Annotated in this window: 18 protein-coding genes; 8 read left to right on the top strand and 10 right to left on the bottom strand. The window is 59.6% G+C overall.

All coding sequences use genetic code 11. The annotated features are described in order from the left end of the window. Positions 1-9: 9 nt before the first annotated feature. From paaD to VE934_RS04470, 7 genes are all read right to left on the bottom strand, one after another. Positions 10-570, bottom strand: a complete 561-nt coding sequence (gene paaD / locus VE934_RS04500) for a 1,2-phenylacetyl-CoA epoxidase subunit PaaD (RefSeq protein ID WP_414693811.1) — start codon at positions 568-570, stop codon at positions 10-12. Continuing rightward, positions 564-1,331: a 1,2-phenylacetyl-CoA epoxidase subunit PaaC gene (gene paaC, locus VE934_RS04495; RefSeq protein WP_324884751.1), complete on the bottom strand. Its 768-nt coding sequence runs from the start codon at positions 1,329-1,331 to the stop codon at positions 564-566. Before paaC ends, paaD begins: the two co-directional genes overlap by 7 nt. Further along, a complete protein-coding gene (paaB, locus tag VE934_RS04490) occupies positions 1,328-1,687 on the bottom strand; it encodes a 1,2-phenylacetyl-CoA epoxidase subunit PaaB (protein WP_324884749.1) in 360 nt (119 codons plus the stop codon). The genes paaC and paaB overlap by 4 nt, the downstream gene beginning before the upstream one ends. Then, positions 1,684-2,688, bottom strand: coding sequence for a 1,2-phenylacetyl-CoA epoxidase subunit PaaA (gene paaA, locus VE934_RS04485; RefSeq protein WP_324884748.1), 1,005 nt, complete (start codon positions 2,686-2,688; stop codon positions 1,684-1,686). The genes paaB and paaA overlap by 4 nt, the downstream gene beginning before the upstream one ends. 95 nt (positions 2,689-2,783) lie before the next feature. After that, complete coding sequence (locus VE934_RS04480) at positions 2,784-4,835, bottom strand: protein kinase domain-containing protein (protein ID WP_324884746.1); 2,052 nt, start codon at positions 4,833-4,835, stop codon at positions 2,784-2,786. Further along, positions 4,832-6,733 (bottom strand): PAS domain S-box protein, encoded by a 1,902-nt coding sequence (locus VE934_RS04475; RefSeq protein ID WP_324884744.1) that lies wholly within the window; start codon positions 6,731-6,733, stop codon positions 4,832-4,834. The genes VE934_RS04480 and VE934_RS04475 overlap by 4 nt, the downstream gene beginning before the upstream one ends. Before the next feature lie 76 nt (positions 6,734-6,809). After that, the gene (locus VE934_RS04470; RefSeq protein ID WP_324884742.1) at positions 6,810-7,808 is read right to left on the bottom strand and encodes a 23S rRNA (adenine(2030)-N(6))-methyltransferase RlmJ; all 999 of its coding nucleotides are present in this window, start codon (positions 7,806-7,808) and stop codon (positions 6,810-6,812) included. Positions 7,809-8,112: 304 nt separating this feature from the next. Here VE934_RS04470 and rplM point away from each other — a divergent pair, with 304 nt between their 5' ends. The 5 genes from rplM to erpA all read left to right on the top strand — a co-directional run bounded on the left by rplM (position 8,113) and on the right by erpA (position 10,736). After that, complete coding sequence (gene rplM / locus VE934_RS04465; RefSeq protein ID WP_324884740.1) at positions 8,113-8,541, top strand: 50S ribosomal protein L13; 429 nt, start codon at positions 8,113-8,115, stop codon at positions 8,539-8,541. 10 nt (positions 8,542-8,551) lie between these two features. Next, positions 8,552-8,944, top strand: coding sequence for a 30S ribosomal protein S9 (gene rpsI, locus VE934_RS04460; RefSeq protein ID WP_324884738.1), 393 nt, complete (start codon positions 8,552-8,554; stop codon positions 8,942-8,944). Positions 8,945-9,104: 160 nt separating this feature from the next. Continuing rightward, positions 9,105-9,815 carry a DUF6776 family protein gene (locus VE934_RS04455; RefSeq protein ID WP_324884736.1) on the top strand — a complete coding sequence of 237 codons (711 nt, stop codon included), beginning with the start codon at positions 9,105-9,107 and terminating at the stop codon, positions 9,813-9,815. A gap of 34 nt (positions 9,816-9,849) precedes the next feature. Then, positions 9,850-10,251, top strand: a complete 402-nt coding sequence (locus VE934_RS04450) for a polymer-forming cytoskeletal protein (RefSeq protein ID WP_324884734.1) — start codon at positions 9,850-9,852, stop codon at positions 10,249-10,251. 119 nt (positions 10,252-10,370) lie between these two features. Next, entirely contained in the window at positions 10,371-10,736 is a 366-nt protein-coding gene (gene erpA, locus VE934_RS04445) for an iron-sulfur cluster insertion protein ErpA (protein ID WP_324884732.1), read from the top strand. A 40-nt stretch (positions 10,737-10,776) separates the two neighbouring features. On the opposite strand, the gene VE934_RS04440 is transcribed toward erpA, so the two are convergent. Both VE934_RS04440 and VE934_RS04435 read right to left on the bottom strand, forming a co-directional pair. After that, the gene (locus VE934_RS04440) at positions 10,777-11,940 is read right to left on the bottom strand and encodes an anhydro-N-acetylmuramic acid kinase (protein ID WP_324884730.1); all 1,164 of its coding nucleotides are present in this window, start codon (positions 11,938-11,940) and stop codon (positions 10,777-10,779) included. Positions 11,941-12,125: 185 nt separating this feature from the next. Continuing rightward, positions 12,126-13,505: a M23 family metallopeptidase gene (locus tag VE934_RS04435; protein WP_324884728.1), complete on the bottom strand. Its 1,380-nt coding sequence runs from the start codon at positions 13,503-13,505 to the stop codon at positions 12,126-12,128. A gap of 222 nt (positions 13,506-13,727) precedes the next feature. Here VE934_RS04435 and tyrS point away from each other — a divergent pair, with 222 nt between their 5' ends. Beyond that, positions 13,728-14,960 (top strand): tyrosine--tRNA ligase, encoded by a 1,233-nt coding sequence (gene tyrS / locus VE934_RS04430; protein ID WP_324884726.1) that lies wholly within the window; start codon positions 13,728-13,730, stop codon positions 14,958-14,960. A 36-nt stretch (positions 14,961-14,996) separates the two neighbouring features. Here tyrS and VE934_RS04425 read toward each other — a convergent pair whose 3' ends face one another. Further along, positions 14,997-15,680 (bottom strand): ankyrin repeat domain-containing protein, encoded by a 684-nt coding sequence (locus tag VE934_RS04425; RefSeq protein WP_324884941.1) that lies wholly within the window; start codon positions 15,678-15,680, stop codon positions 14,997-14,999. Positions 15,681-15,809: 129 nt separating this feature from the next. On the opposite strand from VE934_RS04425, the gene VE934_RS04420 reads away from it, so the two are divergent. Together VE934_RS04420 and dtd are read left to right on the top strand one after the other, a co-directional pair. Further along, positions 15,810-16,724: a cation diffusion facilitator family transporter gene (locus VE934_RS04420; protein ID WP_324884724.1), complete on the top strand. Its 915-nt coding sequence runs from the start codon at positions 15,810-15,812 to the stop codon at positions 16,722-16,724. Beyond that, the gene (gene dtd, locus VE934_RS04415) at positions 16,721-17,161 is read left to right on the top strand and encodes a D-aminoacyl-tRNA deacylase (RefSeq protein ID WP_324884722.1); all 441 of its coding nucleotides are present in this window, start codon (positions 16,721-16,723) and stop codon (positions 17,159-17,161) included. The genes VE934_RS04420 and dtd overlap by 4 nt, the downstream gene beginning before the upstream one ends. Positions 17,162-17,164: the final 3 nt, after the last annotated feature.

Genomic DNA, 17,164 nt, shown 5'->3' with positions numbered 1-17,164 from the left:
GAAGTGTGTTCAGTAGGGCTTGAAGTAGTCAAACGGTTCGCGGCAATTAAGGCATTTGTAGAGGGCCTTGCAGGCGGTGGAGCCAAAATGCGATGTCTCCGTGGTGTTGCTGGATCCGCATTGTGGACAGGCCACGTCTTCGGCATCCTGACGTCGGGATGCGAAGCGAATGACCTTGTCGCTATCCGCTGCCAGGGTGTGCGGCGGTGCGATGCCGTAGCTTCGCAGCTTGGCTTTGGCTGCAGCGCTGATCCAGTCCGTGGTCCAGGCCGGTGCCAGTTGGGTGGTGATGCGCGCGTTGATGTTGTGCTGCGCCAGCGCGGAGCGAATGTCATCCTCAATCTGACCCATGGCCGGACAGCCGCTGTAGGTGGGTGTGATGACAATTTCCAAACCGTCGGTGCCAACCCGCACGTCCCGCAAAATGCCCAACTCGCGAATTGACACCACCGGGATTTCCGGGTCGGGTACGGCTTCGAGCACGTCCCAGACGTGCTGCAGAGTGATCGCTAGCGGAGGGGTTTCATAACGGTTCCCCGGGACGTGCGGTGGGTGCAAAGCGCTCACCATAGAGCGCCCGGGTGCGCGCGCGCCAGGCCTTGCATCTCGCTCAGTAGAGGCGCCAGGTGTTCGCTGTGCCGACCACGCGTGCCTTGAGGCAGCGTCGCCGTGACGTCTGGCCGCTTGAGACCGGCCTCCATGAATGCTTCATTTACCCACTCGTCCCAGCTGGCTTGCAGGGCGGCAGTGTCCGCATGGTCTATAACTGGGGACAACCAGAACTCGGCGGTGTACGGCATCAGAAGGTTAACCGCTGCCTGTGTGCGGTCATGGGATTCAGGCGTTCCATCGCCCAGCCGCACCAGCCAGTCGCGCGAGTGGCGAAAGTGGTAGCGAACCTCCTTCACCGATTTGCCGGCGATGGCCGCAAGCTGTGTATCTTCCGACCCCTGCAAGGCTTCCCACACCAGCAGCATGAACGCGCTGTAGAGGAAGTTGCGGACGATGGTGACTGCGTAGTCCCGCTCTGATGATGACGATGTGTGCGGAAGCTCCAAGAGGGTGAAGTTGCGGAAGTCTTTGGCGTCGCGAAAGTAGGCGAGCAAATCTTCTGTCGCGCCATCACCCTGCACCACCGCCGCGTGTTGATACAACATGCGCGCCTGGCCTATCAGGTCCAGACTCATGTTGGCCAGTGCAATGTCTTCTTCCAGCACTGGGCCGTTGCCACACCATTCGGCATTGCGCTGGCCCAGCACCAGCGCGTTGTCGGCGAGGTGCAGAAGAAGGTCCAGCGGCGCAGTGAGGGTAGGGGCTCCAACCGTTGTCACATGTGGCCCACTTCATCAGGGATTTCGTAGAAAGTTGGGTGGCGGTAGATCTTGTCGGCCATGGGTTCAAAAAACGCGGCCTTGTCGTCGGGTTCGCTGGCAGTAATGTTGTTGGACGGCACGACCCAGATGCTCACGCCTTCCTGTCGCCGCGTGTAAACATCGCGCGCCATTTGCAGGGCCTGCTGTGCGTCCACCGCGTGCAGGCTGCCGCAGTGTTTGTGCTCCAGGCCCTGCTTGCTGCGCACAAAAACTTCCCAGAGTGCCCACTCGGTTGCCACCGTTCGGGCTGAGCCTGCCGAAGCCGTGGTGAGCCCATCGACAGGCGCATGGCGAACGGGAAGGTTGGTCTTCATGCTGCCTCCTTCAATGCCCGCGTGCGTTGTTTATCGCCATAAGCCTGCGCCGCGTCTCGCACCCACTGCCCATCCTCATGCGCTTTCACGCGGTTGGCCAGGCGCTCTTTGTTGCACGGTCCGTTGCCGTTAACCACGGCCCAGAACTCTGTCCAGTCGATGGCGCCGTAGTCGTGTTGCTGGCGTTCTTCGTTCCACTTCAGGTCGGGGTCTGGCAGCGTGACGCCAAGAACCGCGGCCTGCGGCACTGTGGCGTCAACAAACTTCTGACGCAGGTCGTCATTGGAAATGCGTTTGATGCCCCAGCGCATGCCCTGCGCCGTGTTGCTGCTTTCTGCATCTGGCGGGCCAAACATGGCCAGCACCGGCCACCACCAGCGGTTCACCGCGTCCTGCACCATGGCGCGTTGTTCGGGTGTGCCTTGCATCTGCACCATCAGGCTTTCAAAACCCTGGCGCTGATGAAAGCTTTCTTCCTTGCAGATACGGATCATGGCGCGCGCATAGGGCCCGTACGAGCAGCGGCAAATGGGCACCTGGTTCATGATGGCTGCGCCGTCCACCAGCCAGCCAATGACGCCAACATCCGCCCACTGCAATGTGGGGTAGTTGAAGATGGAGCTGTACTTGGCCTTGCCGGTATGCAGCGCGTCCAGCAGTTGTTCGCGCGATGCGCCCAGTGTTTCCGCAGCCGAATAGAGATAGAGACCGTGGCCGCCTTCGTCTTGCACTTTCGCAAGCAAAATGGCTTTGCGCTTGAGCGAAGGTGCGCGCGAGATCCATTGCCCCTCGGGCTGCATGCCAATGATTTCGCTGTGGGCATGCTGGCTGATTTGTCGCACCAGCGTACGGCGGTAGGCCTCCGGCATCCAGTCCTGCGGCTCGATTTTCTGGTCGGCGTCTATCTTGCAGTCAAAGTGGTTTTGCAGCGCGTCGGGGGCAGTTTCTGCCCCGGGAGGTTGTGCCGATGCATCGGCCACGTCCAGCGATTGGGTATACATGCTTGGGGCTCCTGGGAGGGGCTGTCCATTCCAGTATATCAATTAACCGACCGTGCGGTCGGTTAATGATTCAATGGCTTTTTTGGATGGGTTTGTCAGCTTGTTCGCGTCAAATCCGCCAGCAGTGCATCGGCCGACGCATACCGGTCTTCCGGATTTTTGGCCATCAGCTTGTTGACGATGGGCTGCAGTGCTGCATGAGCGGCGGGAAGGGCCGGGGTTTCGGCGTTGAGGTGTTTGGCCAGCAGCAACTCCAGCGATTCCGCTGTGAAAGGGCGACGGTTGGTCAGCATCTCAAACAGCATGACGCCCAGGCTGTAAAGATCGGAGCGGGCGGTGACGACTCTGCCGCTCGCCTGTTCAGGACTCATGTAATACGGCGTGCCCACCAGATCCCCATGGCGCGTTTGCGTGAAGCCCATGTTTTCGGACTGCAGCATGGACTTGGCAATACCAAAGTCGGCCAGCGCGACGCTGCCGTCCACGCGCAACATGATGTTTTCGGGTTTGATGTCCCGATGCACGATGCCGTGGTTGTGAACGGCCGCCAGCGCCAGCGCTATCTGCTCCACCACGGTAACTGCGCGCTGCGGCGTCAGTTCCGGGCCAAACAAGGTGCGCAGATCACCGCGTTCAAAATACTCCATGGCGATATAGGCGTACTCGTCACTAAAGCCCTGGTCGTGGATTTTGATGACGTGCGGGTGATCGATCTTGGAGAGCAGGGCGTATTCCTGAATGAACCGCACCAGGTGCACCGAAGCCTCTTTGCCACGCGAGTCCAGAATTTTGAGCACGATGGGAAGCCCGTCCGCCTCGCGCTCTGCAAGGTACACCTCGGTCATGCCGCCGGAGCCAATCTTTTGTGTGATGCGGTAGCCCTTCAGGCGCACAGTCACAGCGGTCGGGTCAAACCCCTCGCCGCGAAGCACTGAGAGTTTGGAGTCCAGCGCGCTTTTCACGGCCCGTGCGGTGATCTCTGAATTACTTTTCACGGCGGCGCTGATTTCCAGCGCACGCTCGGTCAGGCTGGCCATGCCGTGCAGCTTGTCGGCCATGGAGGTAACGAGGCCGGTGACCTCAAACACGTTGATGGCGGACTCCTTGCCACGGACTGACAGAGCGGTGTGCGAGCCTGTTTGAATGCCTTCGCCTGCACCCGTCAACACTGTGTCGCTAGCGACCACCGTCCAGCCCAATTCCTTGCTGGCGGCTTCCAGGCGAGCGGCCGTGTTGACCGTGTCACCAATGGGAGATGTCTCCTTGTTGCGCACAACGCCCAGCTGGCACAGCGTGACTTCGCCACTGTGAAGGCCGACACCTATGGCAAAGTCCGGCAGCCCGCGGCCGGGGAAGCGGTGCTCCAGCCAGCTGCGAAACTCGTGCGCTGTCAGGGCCATGGCCAGTGCTGCAGAAATGGCCCGGCGCGGCGCCGGAAGCGGCGACCCGTGGGTGGTGTTGGTGAAGACCGACATGAGCCCATCACCAATAAATTTAAGATGTCCACCGCCGTTTTTCAGCACGGGCTGGCAGGCGTGTTCAAAATATTCGGTCAACAGTTCGGCGACTTCGCTGGAGTTGAGTTTTTCAGCCAGCGAGGTGAAATTGCGGATGTCTGAAAACAGCACGGTGGCATCTGGCAGTTGCTCGGTGATGGCGCCGTCGGGTGCGTCGCTTCGGAAAGTCCCCGACAGGTTGCCGCCAATGCGGTCTGAAAAGACAGCTCGCAAGCGGTCTTCGCTGGCCGCCAGTGCCGTGTCCAGGGCATCCTGGATCAGCCCGCGCTTGCGGATCTGTGCGTTCACCGCATCGAGCAGCTCTACACGGGTAAAGGGTTTGGCCAGATAGTCATCGGCGCCCGTGGTCATGCCGCGGCGCATGCTTTCACGGTCGTCCAGCGCGGTGAGAAGGATAAAGGGCAGGGTAGCCAGGGTTTTGTCGGCGCGTATGGCGGCCAGCAACTCAAAACCGTTCATGCCGGGCATGCCAACGTCTGAAATGATCAGTCCGGGTTTGAAGGCCTGCGCACGCTCCAGCCCTGTGCGGCCATCCGGCGCGGAGATGGGGTCAAACCCCTCAAGCTTGAGCAGGCGGACGATGTTGTTGCGGATCGCGTCGTCGTCTTCAACGATAAGAATGGTGATCATGCTGCGTTGCTGCCTGGCTGTTTTGTATCAATTCCCGAGGTCGGAATGCGGACCGTGAACAAGGTACCTGATTCTGGCTGGCTCTGTACCGCAATGCTACCCCGATGCAAGTCCACGGACCGTTTCACAATGGCCAGACCCAGGCCTGAGCCGGGCTGGCTGGTGACATTGCTGCCGCGGTAAAAACTTTCAAACAATCTTGGCAGATCTTCAGCGCCAATGCCAACACCCATGTCACTGACTTGCAAAACCAGGTAAAGACCCTCGCGGCTCAGGCGCAACACCACCTCCGCCCCGGCCGGGGAGTACTTGCAGGCGTTGGACAGCAAGTTGCTCAATATGTGGCGTATCAGCCGCTCGTCCACCAGCATGGCCGCGAAGTCGCTGCTGCTCTGCGTGCATTCAAGCCGGATCGCATGGGCACCGCCGTCGCTGGTGTGGGCTTCGGTCAGAAGCTTCTGGCAAAGACGGCCCACGTCGATGACCTCAAGTTTGAGCTTGAGCCGGCCCGCATCGGCCTGACCTACAGTGAGCATGTCTTCCAGCATGCCCTGCATGCGTTTCACGGCGGTCACAAGGTCCGTCATGATCTCCTGGCGTTCTCCGGCATTGATCTTTTCCCCGTAGTGCTCAATCAGCTCGGCTGACGAAAGAATGGTTGCCAGCGGCGTGCGAAATTCATGCGACGCCATGGATACAAACCGGGTCTTGAGTTCGCTGAGTTCCCGTTCCCGCTCCAGCGCATGGCGGGTTTCCTGCTCGGCTTCCTTTCGGCGGGTGACATCGACATACGTCCAGACCGTGCCTTCCTCCGGGTTTTCCCGGCTCAGGGCGGTGCCGTCCAGTTGCACCCAGATCAGCTCGCCGTTTTTGCGCTGCATACGGGCCTCGGCAGAGAAGGTGCCGGTTTGTGCAATCTGAAAGTAGGCCTCTTCCCCCAGTAACTCAAACTCTTCATCGCTGGGGTAATGGATCCGGGTCTCCTGGCCAAGCAGCTCGGACGGCGTATAGCCCAGCATGTTTGCCAGGGTTCGATTGAGCCACTGATGACGGCGGTCCTTCAGAAACGTCACGCCAACGGCCGTGGTTTCCAGAATCGCTTCGCGCTGGGCGAGGGCGCTTTTGAGCCGTTCGTCCAGTTCCCGGCGCTCACTGATGTCCGACATCATCACCAGCAAAGCCGCTTCGCCGTCCCAGTCAATCCGTGTGCCGTAGATATTGGCCCATCCGACACGCGGCGCTGGTTGCACTGCGGCACCCAGGCTTTCGGCCGGGGGGCTTAAAAAGCGGGCCTCATAGGCGCTGACCAGGGTTCCGGCCTGCATCAGCTCGCGCCGCTGCAACACGATGGCGCGGTCGTCTGGGTGAATCATGTTCAGGGACGGTGTGCCCGCCAACGGTCTGCCAAACAACAGCTCGGCACTGGCGTTTGAGAACCGGATGACGCCATTCTGGATCACCACGATCGCGTCGTTGACGTTTTCCACCACAGCGCGGTAACGCTCGGCTGCTGCGTGGGTCAGCACTTCCAGTCGCCTGCGCTCGGTGACATCTTTCAGAAAAAACAGATTGGCGGGCGCGCCTTCCCATTCGATCAACACGCCATTGATTTCCACCCATGAAATCGAACCGTCGCGTCGCTGGAAGCGGGCTTCAAAAGCGGGCACCCGCTCGCCGAGTGAGCGCTTTTCCTGCTGACCGGAAACAAAAGCCCGGTCCTCCGGATGCACGTACTCAATCATGGGGCGGTCGGCCATGTGTGCGGTGTCGGTTCCAAGCAGGACAAGGCAGTAAGCGTTGGCAAAGCGCAGCAAGCCGTGCTGACCAACGCAGATGCCCTCAGCGGCATGCTCGACCATGGTCTGGTAGTGAGCCAGAGAAGTGCTTGGCGACGTCATGACTTCAAGTGCAGAGGCAGGCTGAAACTCAAGTTCATTTTGCCGCCCTGAATCGTTTTGCTACAGCGCGAAAAGATCAGGACCCATGGTCCAGCGTGAATCCGGCATTGCGGTCCTGCCCCAGACGCGCCACCATTTGCGGCAGGGCGGCCTGGAGGTCAGCCTTGAGAGTGTGCGGCGGGTTGATGACAAACATGCCGCTGGCTGGCAGGCCGGGGCGAACCACCTCGCCTTCCTGATCGGTGGTGAGTTTGCTGGACTTGACGGTGAGCGTGGCGTTGAGCCATGCCCGGCCCGCCTTGGTCGCCAGGGTTTTCAGTTTGCGCGGCAAATCGTGCGCTTCGGGCCGCGGGATGATGGGATACCAGACCACGTAGGTGCCTGTGGCAAAACGCTTGACGGCATCGGCCATGCAGGCGGCCACGCGGCCATAGTCGGACTTGATCTCATAACTCGGATCACACAGCACCATGGCGCGCCTTGCCGGTGGCGGTAAAAAGGTTTTCAGGACCTCAAACCCGTCTTCTCTGGCGACGCTGACTTGGCGCCCCACACCCAGTTGCTCAATGTTGCCGGTGAGGGATTTGAAATCCGTAGGGTGCAGCTCAAACAGTTTGAGCTTGTCGCGGCCACTGAGAAACTGCTGCTCGATAAACGGCGAGCCAGGGTAGATTTTCAGGTGGGCGGGGTCGCCGGTCTCCGAAAACTGCTGGTTCAGTCCGCGCAACACGTCCAGATAGTCCTGCAGGGCGGGCGCAAGCGCTTCATCGGCGGACGTCTTTGCGGTGCTGCCGGGTTTGGCGGGCGCTACCTTTTTAGTAGCAATGTTCGACCGATCTGAAAGGGCAGGAGCGGGTTTTGATGCCTGAAACAGCTTGAACACCCCTTCTTGGGCCTCCCCGCTGGTCTCGGTGTAGTCCCCATCCAGGCGGTACAGCCCGGCCCCCGCATGGGTGTCGATCACGGTCAGCGCCGTGTCTTTTTGGGTCAAATACTTCATCAACGCGATCAGCGTGGTGTGCTTGAGCACGTCGGCATGGTTGCCGGCATGAAAGGCGTGGCGATAGCTAAACATGGGGCTATGTTAACGGGCGCCACTCCGCTTATGTGAGGCTAAAACAACGTGGCACTTGGTCCGCGGCCCGTTTGGACGCTCTTTTGGGCGGAAATGGCTGAAAAATGCCCAAAAAAGCCGTGAAACCGCAGGTTTGGTGCCGGAGCCCGATTTATTAGCCACGCGAAGCCCCGACTTTGTATAATCGAGGGCTTCGCAGCGATTGGCTGGCCCCGCGGCGAAGCTTGATCCCCACCTAAGAGGTTTCCATCAGAGAAACACCGACCGTGGAAAAGGGCTGCTCAAACCAACTGTAAAGTAACTTATGACAACCTTCAGCGCAAAACCCGCTGACGTGGTCCATGAGTGGTTTGTGATTGACGCGACCGACAAGGTCCTCGGACGAGTAGCCAGCGAAGTTGCTCTCCGTTTGCGCGGCAAACACAAGGCCATTTATACGCCTCACGTCGATACCGGTGACTTCATCGTCATCATCAACGCAGCCCAGATCCGTGTCACCGGCGCCAAGTCGACCGACAAGATCTATTACCGTCACTCGGGTTACCCCGGCGGTATTTCTGCGACCAACTTCAAGGACATGCAAGCCAAGCATCCTGGCCGCGCTTTGGAAAAAGCCGTCAAAGGAATGTTGCCCAAGGGCCCGCTTGGCTACGCCATGATCAAGAAACTCAAGGTGTACGGTGGTGCAGAGCATCCGCATACCGCCCAACAGCCTAAAGTGCTGGACATCTAAGGAGCTATTGATGATTGGTGAATGGAACAATGGCACCGGCCGTCGCAAATCAAGCGTCGCCCGCGTGTTTATCAAAAAAGGCACAGGCAAGATCACAGTTAACGACCGGGACATTCAAACGTTCTTCGGCCGCGAAACCTCGATCATGATCTGCAAGCAGCCGCTGCACCTGACCAACCATGTCGAAACCTTCGACATCATGGTCAACGTTCACGGTGGTGGTGAGTCCGGCCAGGCCGGCGCAATCCGCCACGGCATCACGCGCGCGCTGATCGACTACGACACCACCCTCAAGCCGGCTCTGAGCCAGGCCGGGTTTGTGACCCGTGACGCACGTGAAGTCGAGCGTAAAAAGGTCGGTTTCCGTTCGGCACGTCGCCGCAAGCAGTTCAGCAAGCGTTAATTCGTTTTGCTGTTCGCCGAAAGCCGTCTGGTTTGCGCCTGGCGGCTTTTTTCATGGCTTGTCGCAAATGCTTACCCGTGCTTTGCCCGGGCCCGATTCGCCTCCGCGCCCGCTGAGTGCACAATGCACCCTCCCGAACAGAAAACCGCAGCTACCGCCTTTGAAATTTCGCCTATTTCGCCGCCGCCTGACCATCAGCTCGCCCCGCATGGCTATTCGCAGTGCCATGCCATGGCCTGTGCGCTGGGCCTTGGGTGCCATGATGCTTGGCTTCTCGGCGGCCATCGCGCTTTGGACGTTTGAACTGGGTGTCAGCCTGGCGGGGCTTGACAGGGCCGCCAAGGCTGAATTGACCAAACTGCGCGAAGAAGTCGCAGCCCTACGTCAGGAGCGCGACAAGTCGCAGTCCATCGCCAACACCTCTGGCAGCCTGCTCACGGCGGAAAAAGCCGCGCAAGAAAAGATGATGTCCCAGATCAAGCAACTGGAAGCGGACAACCGCATGCTGCGCGATGACCTTGGATTTTTTGAGAAGCTTTTGCCCGCAGGCGGCGCCGAAAGCGCCACCATTCGCGGGTTGCAGGCGGAAGTGTTATCGGACATGCAGATCAAGTGGCAGGTGCTGGTGATCCAGCCTGTCAAGGACGCCCCGGTGTTCAACGGCAAGCTGGAATTGACATTCAGTGGAAAGCTGGCCGGAAAGCCGTGGACCACAGGCTTGCCAGGCGGCGCACAGGCCCTTCAGTTCAAGCAGTACGGGCGGATCGAAGGAGTGCTCGACCTGCCCCCCCAAGCCGTGGTACAAACAGTTACAGCGAAGGTGATGGAAGGCGCGACAGTGCGTTCTGTGCAAACGTTCAAGCTGAATTGACGCCTCTGACACCCCTTAAATCACTGGATTGACTATGTTTGGCAAAAGAAACCAACCCCCCATCAAGAGCCTGATAGCCCAGGGCAGTTGCATTGAAGGCAATCTCAAGTTCACCGATGGCCTGCGTATTGACGGGGAAGTCATCGGCGACATTCGGGCTGTTGAAGGTACGCCCAGTATTCTTGTGATCAGCGAATCTGCTTGTGTCACGGGACACATCCATGCCGACCACGTCATCATCAATGGCCGTGTGATGGGGCCGGTTCACGCTTCTGAGCTGCTTGAATTGCAACCCAAGGCAAAAATCCAGGGTGATGTGTCATACAAGGCGCTCGAAATGCACCAGGGCGCCGTTATCTTTGGGCAGTTGCGTCCGACTGAACTATCTGAGGTTGGCGATAAACCTCTTCTCAAGCTGGCGGCCAACAACGCCTGATTCGTAAGGCCATCTCAGTTAGTTTGCGCTCACAACGGGGTGCAGACAAAGCCAGCACCGACCCTATGGTTGATTGATTTGCTATACCATTCGGTATTAGTTGAGAACGGAGTTTCCCCATGAGCGCACTAGCCGAAAATCCCCCGACCCAGATGCCCGACCCTTTTGTCTTCACCGACAGCGCGGCGGCCAAGGTCGCAGACCTGATCGCTGAAGAGGGCAATCCTGATTTGAAGTTGCGCGTTTTCGTTCAGGGTGGCGGTTGTTCCGGTTTCTCGTACGGTTTTACGTTTGATGAAATCACCAACGAAGACGACACCACCATGACCAAAAACGGTGTGTCGCTGTTGATAGACGCCATGAGCTACCAGTACCTGGTGGGTGCAGAAATCGACTACAAGGACGATCTCGAAGGCGCACAGTTTGTGATCAAGAATCCCAACGCCACCAGCACCTGCGGCTGCGGCTCCAGCTTCTCGGCTTGAGCTTTCCCAGCTGGCAAAAAAGGACCTTCGGGTCCTTTTTTTACGGCTGTTTCAGTGGTGCCCGGTACAGCGCACCCAGTACGCGCAACCCAGTGGCTCCAGTTACCGCCGGCAAATTGCCGGGTTCATTGCGATGCCAGGCCCGGGCCAGCCAGGCAAAGGCTGCGGCCTCCACCTGCAGCGGAGGCAATCCTTTGCTGGCGGTTGATGCAACTCCGACGCCTGGCAGAGCCTCGGCCAACTGACGCATCAACTCAGTATTGAAAGCACCCCCGCCGCACACCAGCAATTCGTTCGTTTGGGGGGCGTGCTGCACCAGGTCGCGCGCGCAGGCCCGTGCGGTAAGAGCCGTGAGGGTGGCTTGCACATCCTGCGGCGCGTGTTGTTCAAACCCCTGCAGCTGGTTTGTCAGCCAGGACGGATTGAACAGATCGCGTCCGGTACTTTTGGGCGGGGTCTTCTCAAAATAAGGCGCAGCCATCAGGCGCGCCAGCAGGTCGGGGATGGTTTTTCCTGTTGCGGCCCAGGCACCGTCTGAGTCATACGCCTGTCCAGTATGTTTGAAGCACCAGAAGTCCATCAGGGCGTTGCCAGGGCCGCAGTCAAAGCCCTCTGTACCGTCCTGCCCCTTGGGGGGTAACAGAGTCAGGTTGCTGATGCCGCCGATATTGAGCACGGCCAGGGCGACTCCGGGCTGCGCAAAAACGGCTTTGTGAAAGGCGGGCACCAGTGGCGCGCCCTGGCCGCCAGCGGCCAGGTCTGAGGTACGAAAGTCTGCGACCACATCGATGCCCGTAAGCTCAGCCAGCAAGGCCGGGTTGTTCAACTGCAGCGTGTAGCCCGCGCTGGCGCCGCCACTGAGCACGTCCTCAGCGAATTCCTGGGGACGGTGGCGCACGGTTTGCCCATGTGCGCCTATCGCCTGAATCTGGGCAGCAGAGATACCAAGCGAGTTGGCTTTTTCCACGAGTGCATTGACAACCCGCGCGTAAGTCGTGGCGAGTTGATTAGCGGCCAGCGCAGCACGGTGCAATTCATCAGCACCGGAGGTGTTTAAAGCCAGCAGCTCGGCTTTGAAGGCAGGTGAAAAAGAAGCCGACTCGGCCAGCAAAACGCGAGGCGCGGAAGCGGAAAAATCAACCAACACACCATCCGCACCATCGAGCGAGGTGCCCGACATCAAGCCTATGTAGAAATCACTCATGCGGCCATTTTGCCGCACCACACGCGTAGACGACGAGCTAAAGCGACGAGGACGAGGAGAGGGGGCAGGGAGCTACACGAAGTGAGTGACTCTGGGGGCCCGTTTTTCCGCCGGGCAGCCCCAAGGAAAAATGCGCCCCCCTGGGGGGCAGGGAACTACACGAAGTGAGTGACCGTGGGGGCCATCTACTCTACCCGTGTCTGAACAATGCTGGCTGCGGCTTGCAGCTGTTGGCGCACGTTGCCCGCCAGTTGGCGGAAGGCTGGTTGCATGGCCGCCGACAAAGGTACGGTGTCGTTGAGTTTGGCAATGTTCATGGGGTCTTCGTGCTGACCATTGACACGGAATTCAAAATGCAGGTGCGGCCCGGTGGACCAGCCAGTAGACCCCACTGCGCCCACGTGCTGACCCTGGCTGACGCTTTGGCCTTTTTGAACATTGATTCGGCTGAGATGGGCGTACAAGGTTGTGTGGTTGTTGCGGTGTTTGACAATTACCACGTTGCCGTATCCGCCCTGGACTCCGGCAAACTCGACCACGCCATCACCCACGCTGCGCACTGCGGTGCCTGTTGGCGCTGCATAGTCGACGCCAAGGTGGGCACGCCACGTTTGCAAAATCGGGTGAAAGCGCATCTTGAAGCCGCTGCTGACGCGCGAGAACTCCATGGGCGAGGCCAGGTAGGCGCGGCGAAGGCTTTGTCCGTCAAGGGTGTAATAGCCGCCCTTGACAGCGCCGGCGCTGGCAGTCGTGGCGCCCGATGTTGCCGGGTCGCTGAACCACATGGCTTGCAGTGTCTTGCCGTTATTGACAAATTCAGCGCTCAGGACTTTGCCGGTGCGAAGTGCTTCGCCATCGGCTTCCAGCGTTTCGTACACCACGTTGAAGCGGTCGCCTTTGCGCAACGCGCGATGAAAGTCGATGTCGCCAGAGAAAATTTCAGCGATCTGCACGGCAACGGCGTCAGGGACGCCGGCGTCATCAGTGGCGGCAAACAGGGAAGTCCTGACCATGCCGCTGGCCAGCTGTGTGGAGCGGGTGTAAGGCGCTGTTTCGAGGCGGGAGGTGAAGGTGTTTCCCTCGCCACGTTCCACCACGAGCCGGGTGAATTTGAACTCGTCGTCTGTGCTCCAGCGGGCAGAGAGCTTGAGCAACTGGTTGTCGTCAGTGGCCTCCACGGTCACGTTTTTGCCGGCGCGGCCCAGCAGGGACATACGCGCCTGGGTGTCGTTGCGCAGAAAAGCGGCGGCGGCCGTGTCATGAATATTCAGGCGTTGCAGCAAGGTGTCGGCTGTATCGGTGCCGCGTGTGCTTTCAGTGCGAAAAAGTTTGAAGCGGAAATCGCTGAGGGCGTCACCTTGATCTGCGGTGGGCAAAGTCTGTACGGCTTCCAGAACCTGCCGCACGGGCAACAGGGCGGCATCAGGAGCCAACGGCGCGACGCCGAAGGCCGTGACGCCCGTACCGAGCAACAGCACGGCGAGGCTGCCAGTGATCCGCTTAGGGTGCTGACGCAGGGTTTGAAGAATAGGGGCAACGAGGCGGGAGAAAATAGGCAAACGCAAAGCGGAATATCCCAACTGGATGCATCTGGCCGCGTTGACGCGGCAGACTGCGATATAAGGACATCGGCGACCGGCCCCATACTTGGTCGGTGGGGTCTTGTGACGCCGGACTTGAAAGCTTCAGCCTGATCAGCAAGTTGCACGCCATTTAAAATGGTCAGCTGATGTAGGCGAGGGGCCAGTATACCTGTCAGACAAATGCCCGACCCAAGAAAAACCCTTATGAATCAAGAGCTTGTTACAAATATGCCGGTGTCTAACAGTGTAAAGCACGCGCTGGCCGTCTCCTTGCGCGGATGCGAAGAGTTACTTCCTCAGGACGAATGGGTCAAAAAACTGGTGCGCTCCGAGGCGACGGGTCAGCCGCTGCGCATCAAATTGGGGCTGGACCCCACCGCACCTGACATTCATGTCGGGCATACCGTGGTTTTGAACAAGATGCGTCAGTTGCAGGATCTGGGGCACACGGTCATTTTCCTGATCGGGGACTTTACCTCCCTGATTGGCGACCCGTCCGGGCGCAACACCACCCGACCCCCCCTGACCCACGAGCAAATCAAGGCCAATGCCGAGACTTATTACAGACAGGCCTCGCTGGTGCTGGACCCGACCAAAACCGAGATTCGCTACAACAGCGAGTGGAGCGACCCGCTGGGCGCGCGCGGGATGATTGAGCTGGCGGCCAAATACAACGTGGCCCGCATGATGGAGCGCGATGACTTCAACAAGCGCTTCAAGGCCGGGCAGTCCATCAGCGTGCATGAGTTTTTGTACCCCCTGATGCAGGGGTATGACTCGGTGGCCCTGAAATCCGATCTGGAGCTGGGCGGTACCGACCAGAAATTCAATCTGCTGGTGGGGCGCCACCTCCAGGCGGAATATGGCCAGGAGCCGCAGTGCATTTTGACCATGCCGTTGCTTGAGGGGCTGGACGGCGTGGAGAAAATGTCCAAGAGCAAAAACAACTACATCGGGATTTCAGAAGACGCCAACACCATGTTTGCCAAGGTGCTGTCGATCTCTGACGTGTTGATGTGGAAGTGGTTCACGCTGCTGAGCTTCAAAAGCGAGGCCGATATTGCCGCGCTCAGGAAAGAAGTCGATGCTGGCCGCAATCCCAAGGATGCGAAGGTGGCGCTGGCAAAAGAGATCACAGCGCGCTTTCATTCCGCCGCAGCGGCGGATGCAGCGGAGCAGGACTTTATCAATCGCAGCAAGGGCGGCGTGCCTGACGAGATCCCAGAAGTCACCCTGAGTGGCGCGCCGCTGGGCATAGGCGCGATGCTCAAGATGGCTGGTCTGGCAGCTTCAAGTGGTGAGGGCAACCGCCTGATTGACGGCGGCGGCGTCCGGGTTGATTCCAGCGTGGTCAGCGACAAGGCGCTCAAGCTTGAGGCAGGCACGTACGTGGTGCAAGTGGGTAAGCGCAAGTTTGCCAAGGTTTTGCTCACCTGAGATGTTTTGGGCCTTTCGCGACCCCGCGTTTTCGCGTTATCTGGCACCCGCTTTTTCCAGCATCTTCACCATTTCTGTATAGCCCCGCGACTTTGCCAGTTGCAGGGGCGTGTTTCCCTGACGGTCTGTGAGTTGTAAATTTGCGCGCGCCGCGATCAGGGCTTCCAGAGTTTTCTGGTGCCGCGGGCCCCCGTCGCCCAGCACCACCGCTTCATTTGCCGCTGTCCAGTGCAGGTTGTTCACATGGTCCAGCGGTGCGCCTGCGGCAATCAGCTGGCGGACCACTCCGTCATGGCCCAGGTGCGCCGCAGCGATGAGCGCCGTCCCGTCATACCGACTCGTGACTTGTTTGGCGCTGGCGCCCAATGACAGCAGCACCTTCAAGGTCTCTTCATCATCAGCCACCGCGGCAATGGTGACGGCGTCGTAGCGATCCTTGTCGAGCAGGTTGAGCGCGGCCCCGGCTTTCACCAGGGCGTGAATGGCGCCCCGCTGACGGGCAAAGGTGGCGACGTGTAGCGCTGTTCGGCCATTGCCATCGCGGGCATTGAGATCGGCTTTTGCGCTGGCGAGTTTTTCGATGTCGGTGATGCTGCCCGCGTGGGCGGCTGCGTGCAGGCCCTTGTACTGCGCCGATTCCGCAGCGCTGGGAGCTAACTGGGCGGAGGCAGGTGCCATCCCCACTGCGAGCAGCCCAGAGGCAAAGATAAAGGCGAGCATGAGCCCTTGCAGGGAAAGGCGGCGGTTTCGGTTCATGGCGCGACTCCTGATAGCCGCTTCATGATGGGCGGCACTAGCGCATTTTGCGACATACGTGGCAGGGCATGGAAGATCATTCACAATGAGCTGATGCGTTTTTTCCGCCTGCAATCCCTGAGTCCGCAGCGCCTGCTACAGGCCTCGGTGCTGGTGGCGCTGGTGACCATCGTGCTTAAAACCGGGGCTTGGTACATCACGGACTCGGTCGGGCTGCTGGCCGATGCGATGGAGTCTTTCGTGAACCTTGCGAGCGCGATCTTCGGGCTGGTCATGGTCACTATTGCGCAGCGCCCTCCTGATGAGGGTCATCCCTATGGGCACCACAAGGCCGAGTATTTTTCATCCGGGTTTGAAGGGCTGCTGATTGTGGGCGCGGCGCTTGCCATCATCTGGGCGGCGAGCCACCGGATTTTTGATCCGCAGCCCTTGCAGCAGGTCGGATGGGGTTTGGGCCTGTCAGTGGTCAGCTCGGCGCTCAATGGTTTGCTGGCCTGGGTCATGTTTGGTGTTGCCGCCAAAAGTCGCTCGATTGCACTTGAAGCCGATGCCAGGCACTTGGTGACTGATGTCTGGACCTCCGCCGGTGTGGTGGTTGGCATCACCGCAGTTGCGTTGACCGGCTGGCTCTGGCTGGATGCGCTGGTGGCCATTGGCGTGGCGCTGAACATCCTGTCGGAAGGTTTCCGGCTGATATGGCGATCATCACAGGGCCTGATGGACGAGGCGCTTGAGCCTGAATTGCTGGCGGACATACACAAAACCCTGAGCGGTTTCGAGCATGCCACCATCCGTTTTGACCACCTGAGCACACGCCGGTCCGGTCAGCGGCGCTTTGTTGATCTACACATGCACATGCCGGGCAGCTGGTCGCTGGACAGGGCAGCGGCGCTGCGCACCAGGGTTGAGCAGGCGCTCATGAGCGCCGTGCCGGGCCTGCGCGCCACCATCCAGATGTTGCCGTCCGACGTGGAAGCACATTTTGACGACGAGAAGGATGTGATTTGATCAGCGTAATCCAGAGGGTAAGCCAGGCCCGTGTGCTGGTCGATGGCGCGATGATCGGTGAGATCGGCCCTGGCCTGCTGCTACTGCTGTGCGCCGAGCGTGGAGACAGCGAATCGCAGGCCGACAGGCTGCTGGCGAAAATCCTTAAGCTGCGGATTTTTTCAGACGAGGCTGGCAAGATGAACCGCAGCGTGCAGGACACAGGCGGTGGCCTGCTGATTGTGAGTCAGTTCACGTTGGCGGCTGATGTGTCAGGCGGCAACCGGCCCAGCTTCACAGGTGCAGCGGCTCCTGAAGAAGGGCGACGGCTTTATGAGTACTTTGTGGCGCGGGCCCGGGCAGCGCATGCAGACGTTCAGACCGGGCAGTTTGCAGCGGACATGCAGGTTCACCTGGTTAATGATGGGCCGGTAACGATTCCACTGCGGATTAACTAGCTA

Origin of the sequence: Polaromonas sp. (genome assembly GCF_035638815.1) — a bacterium.
GTDB lineage: Bacteria > Pseudomonadota > Gammaproteobacteria > Burkholderiales > Burkholderiaceae_C > Polaromonas.
The sequence above is the reverse complement of the archived record's forward strand: the minus strand, read 5'-3'. Positions and strand labels throughout refer to the sequence as shown.

Bases quoted from the DNA above. Each gene is read 5' to 3' on its own strand.
- paaD (WP_414693811.1), bottom strand. From the start codon at position 570: ATGGTGAGCGCTTTGCACCCACCGCACGTCCCGGGGAACCGTTATGAA.
- paaB (WP_324884749.1), bottom strand. From the start codon at position 1,687: ATGAAGACCAACCTTCCCGTTCGCCATGCGCCTGTCGATGGGCTCACC.
- paaA (WP_324884748.1), bottom strand. From the start codon at position 2,688: ATGTATACCCAATCGCTGGACGTGGCCGATGCATCGGCACAACCTCCC.
- VE934_RS04480 (WP_324884746.1), bottom strand. From the start codon at position 4,835: ATGATCACCATTCTTATCGTTGAAGACGACGACGCGATCCGCAACAAC.
- VE934_RS04475 (WP_324884744.1), bottom strand. From the start codon at position 6,733: ATGACGTCGCCAAGCACTTCTCTGGCTCACTACCAGACCATGGTCGAG.
- VE934_RS04470 (WP_324884742.1), bottom strand. From the start codon at position 7,808: ATGTTTAGCTATCGCCACGCCTTTCATGCCGGCAACCATGCCGACGTG.
- rplM (WP_324884740.1), top strand. From the start codon at position 8,113: ATGACAACCTTCAGCGCAAAACCCGCTGACGTGGTCCATGAGTGGTTT.
- rpsI (WP_324884738.1), top strand. From the start codon at position 8,552: ATGATTGGTGAATGGAACAATGGCACCGGCCGTCGCAAATCAAGCGTC.
- VE934_RS04450 (WP_324884734.1), top strand. From the start codon at position 9,850: ATGTTTGGCAAAAGAAACCAACCCCCCATCAAGAGCCTGATAGCCCAG.
- erpA (WP_324884732.1), top strand. From the start codon at position 10,371: ATGAGCGCACTAGCCGAAAATCCCCCGACCCAGATGCCCGACCCTTTT.
- VE934_RS04440 (WP_324884730.1), bottom strand. From the start codon at position 11,940: ATGAGTGATTTCTACATAGGCTTGATGTCGGGCACCTCGCTCGATGGT.
- tyrS (WP_324884726.1), top strand. From the start codon at position 13,728: ATGAATCAAGAGCTTGTTACAAATATGCCGGTGTCTAACAGTGTAAAG.
- VE934_RS04425 (WP_324884941.1), bottom strand. From the start codon at position 15,680: ATGCTCGCCTTTATCTTTGCCTCTGGGCTGCTCGCAGTGGGGATGGCA.
- VE934_RS04420 (WP_324884724.1), top strand. From the start codon at position 15,810: ATGCGTTTTTTCCGCCTGCAATCCCTGAGTCCGCAGCGCCTGCTACAG.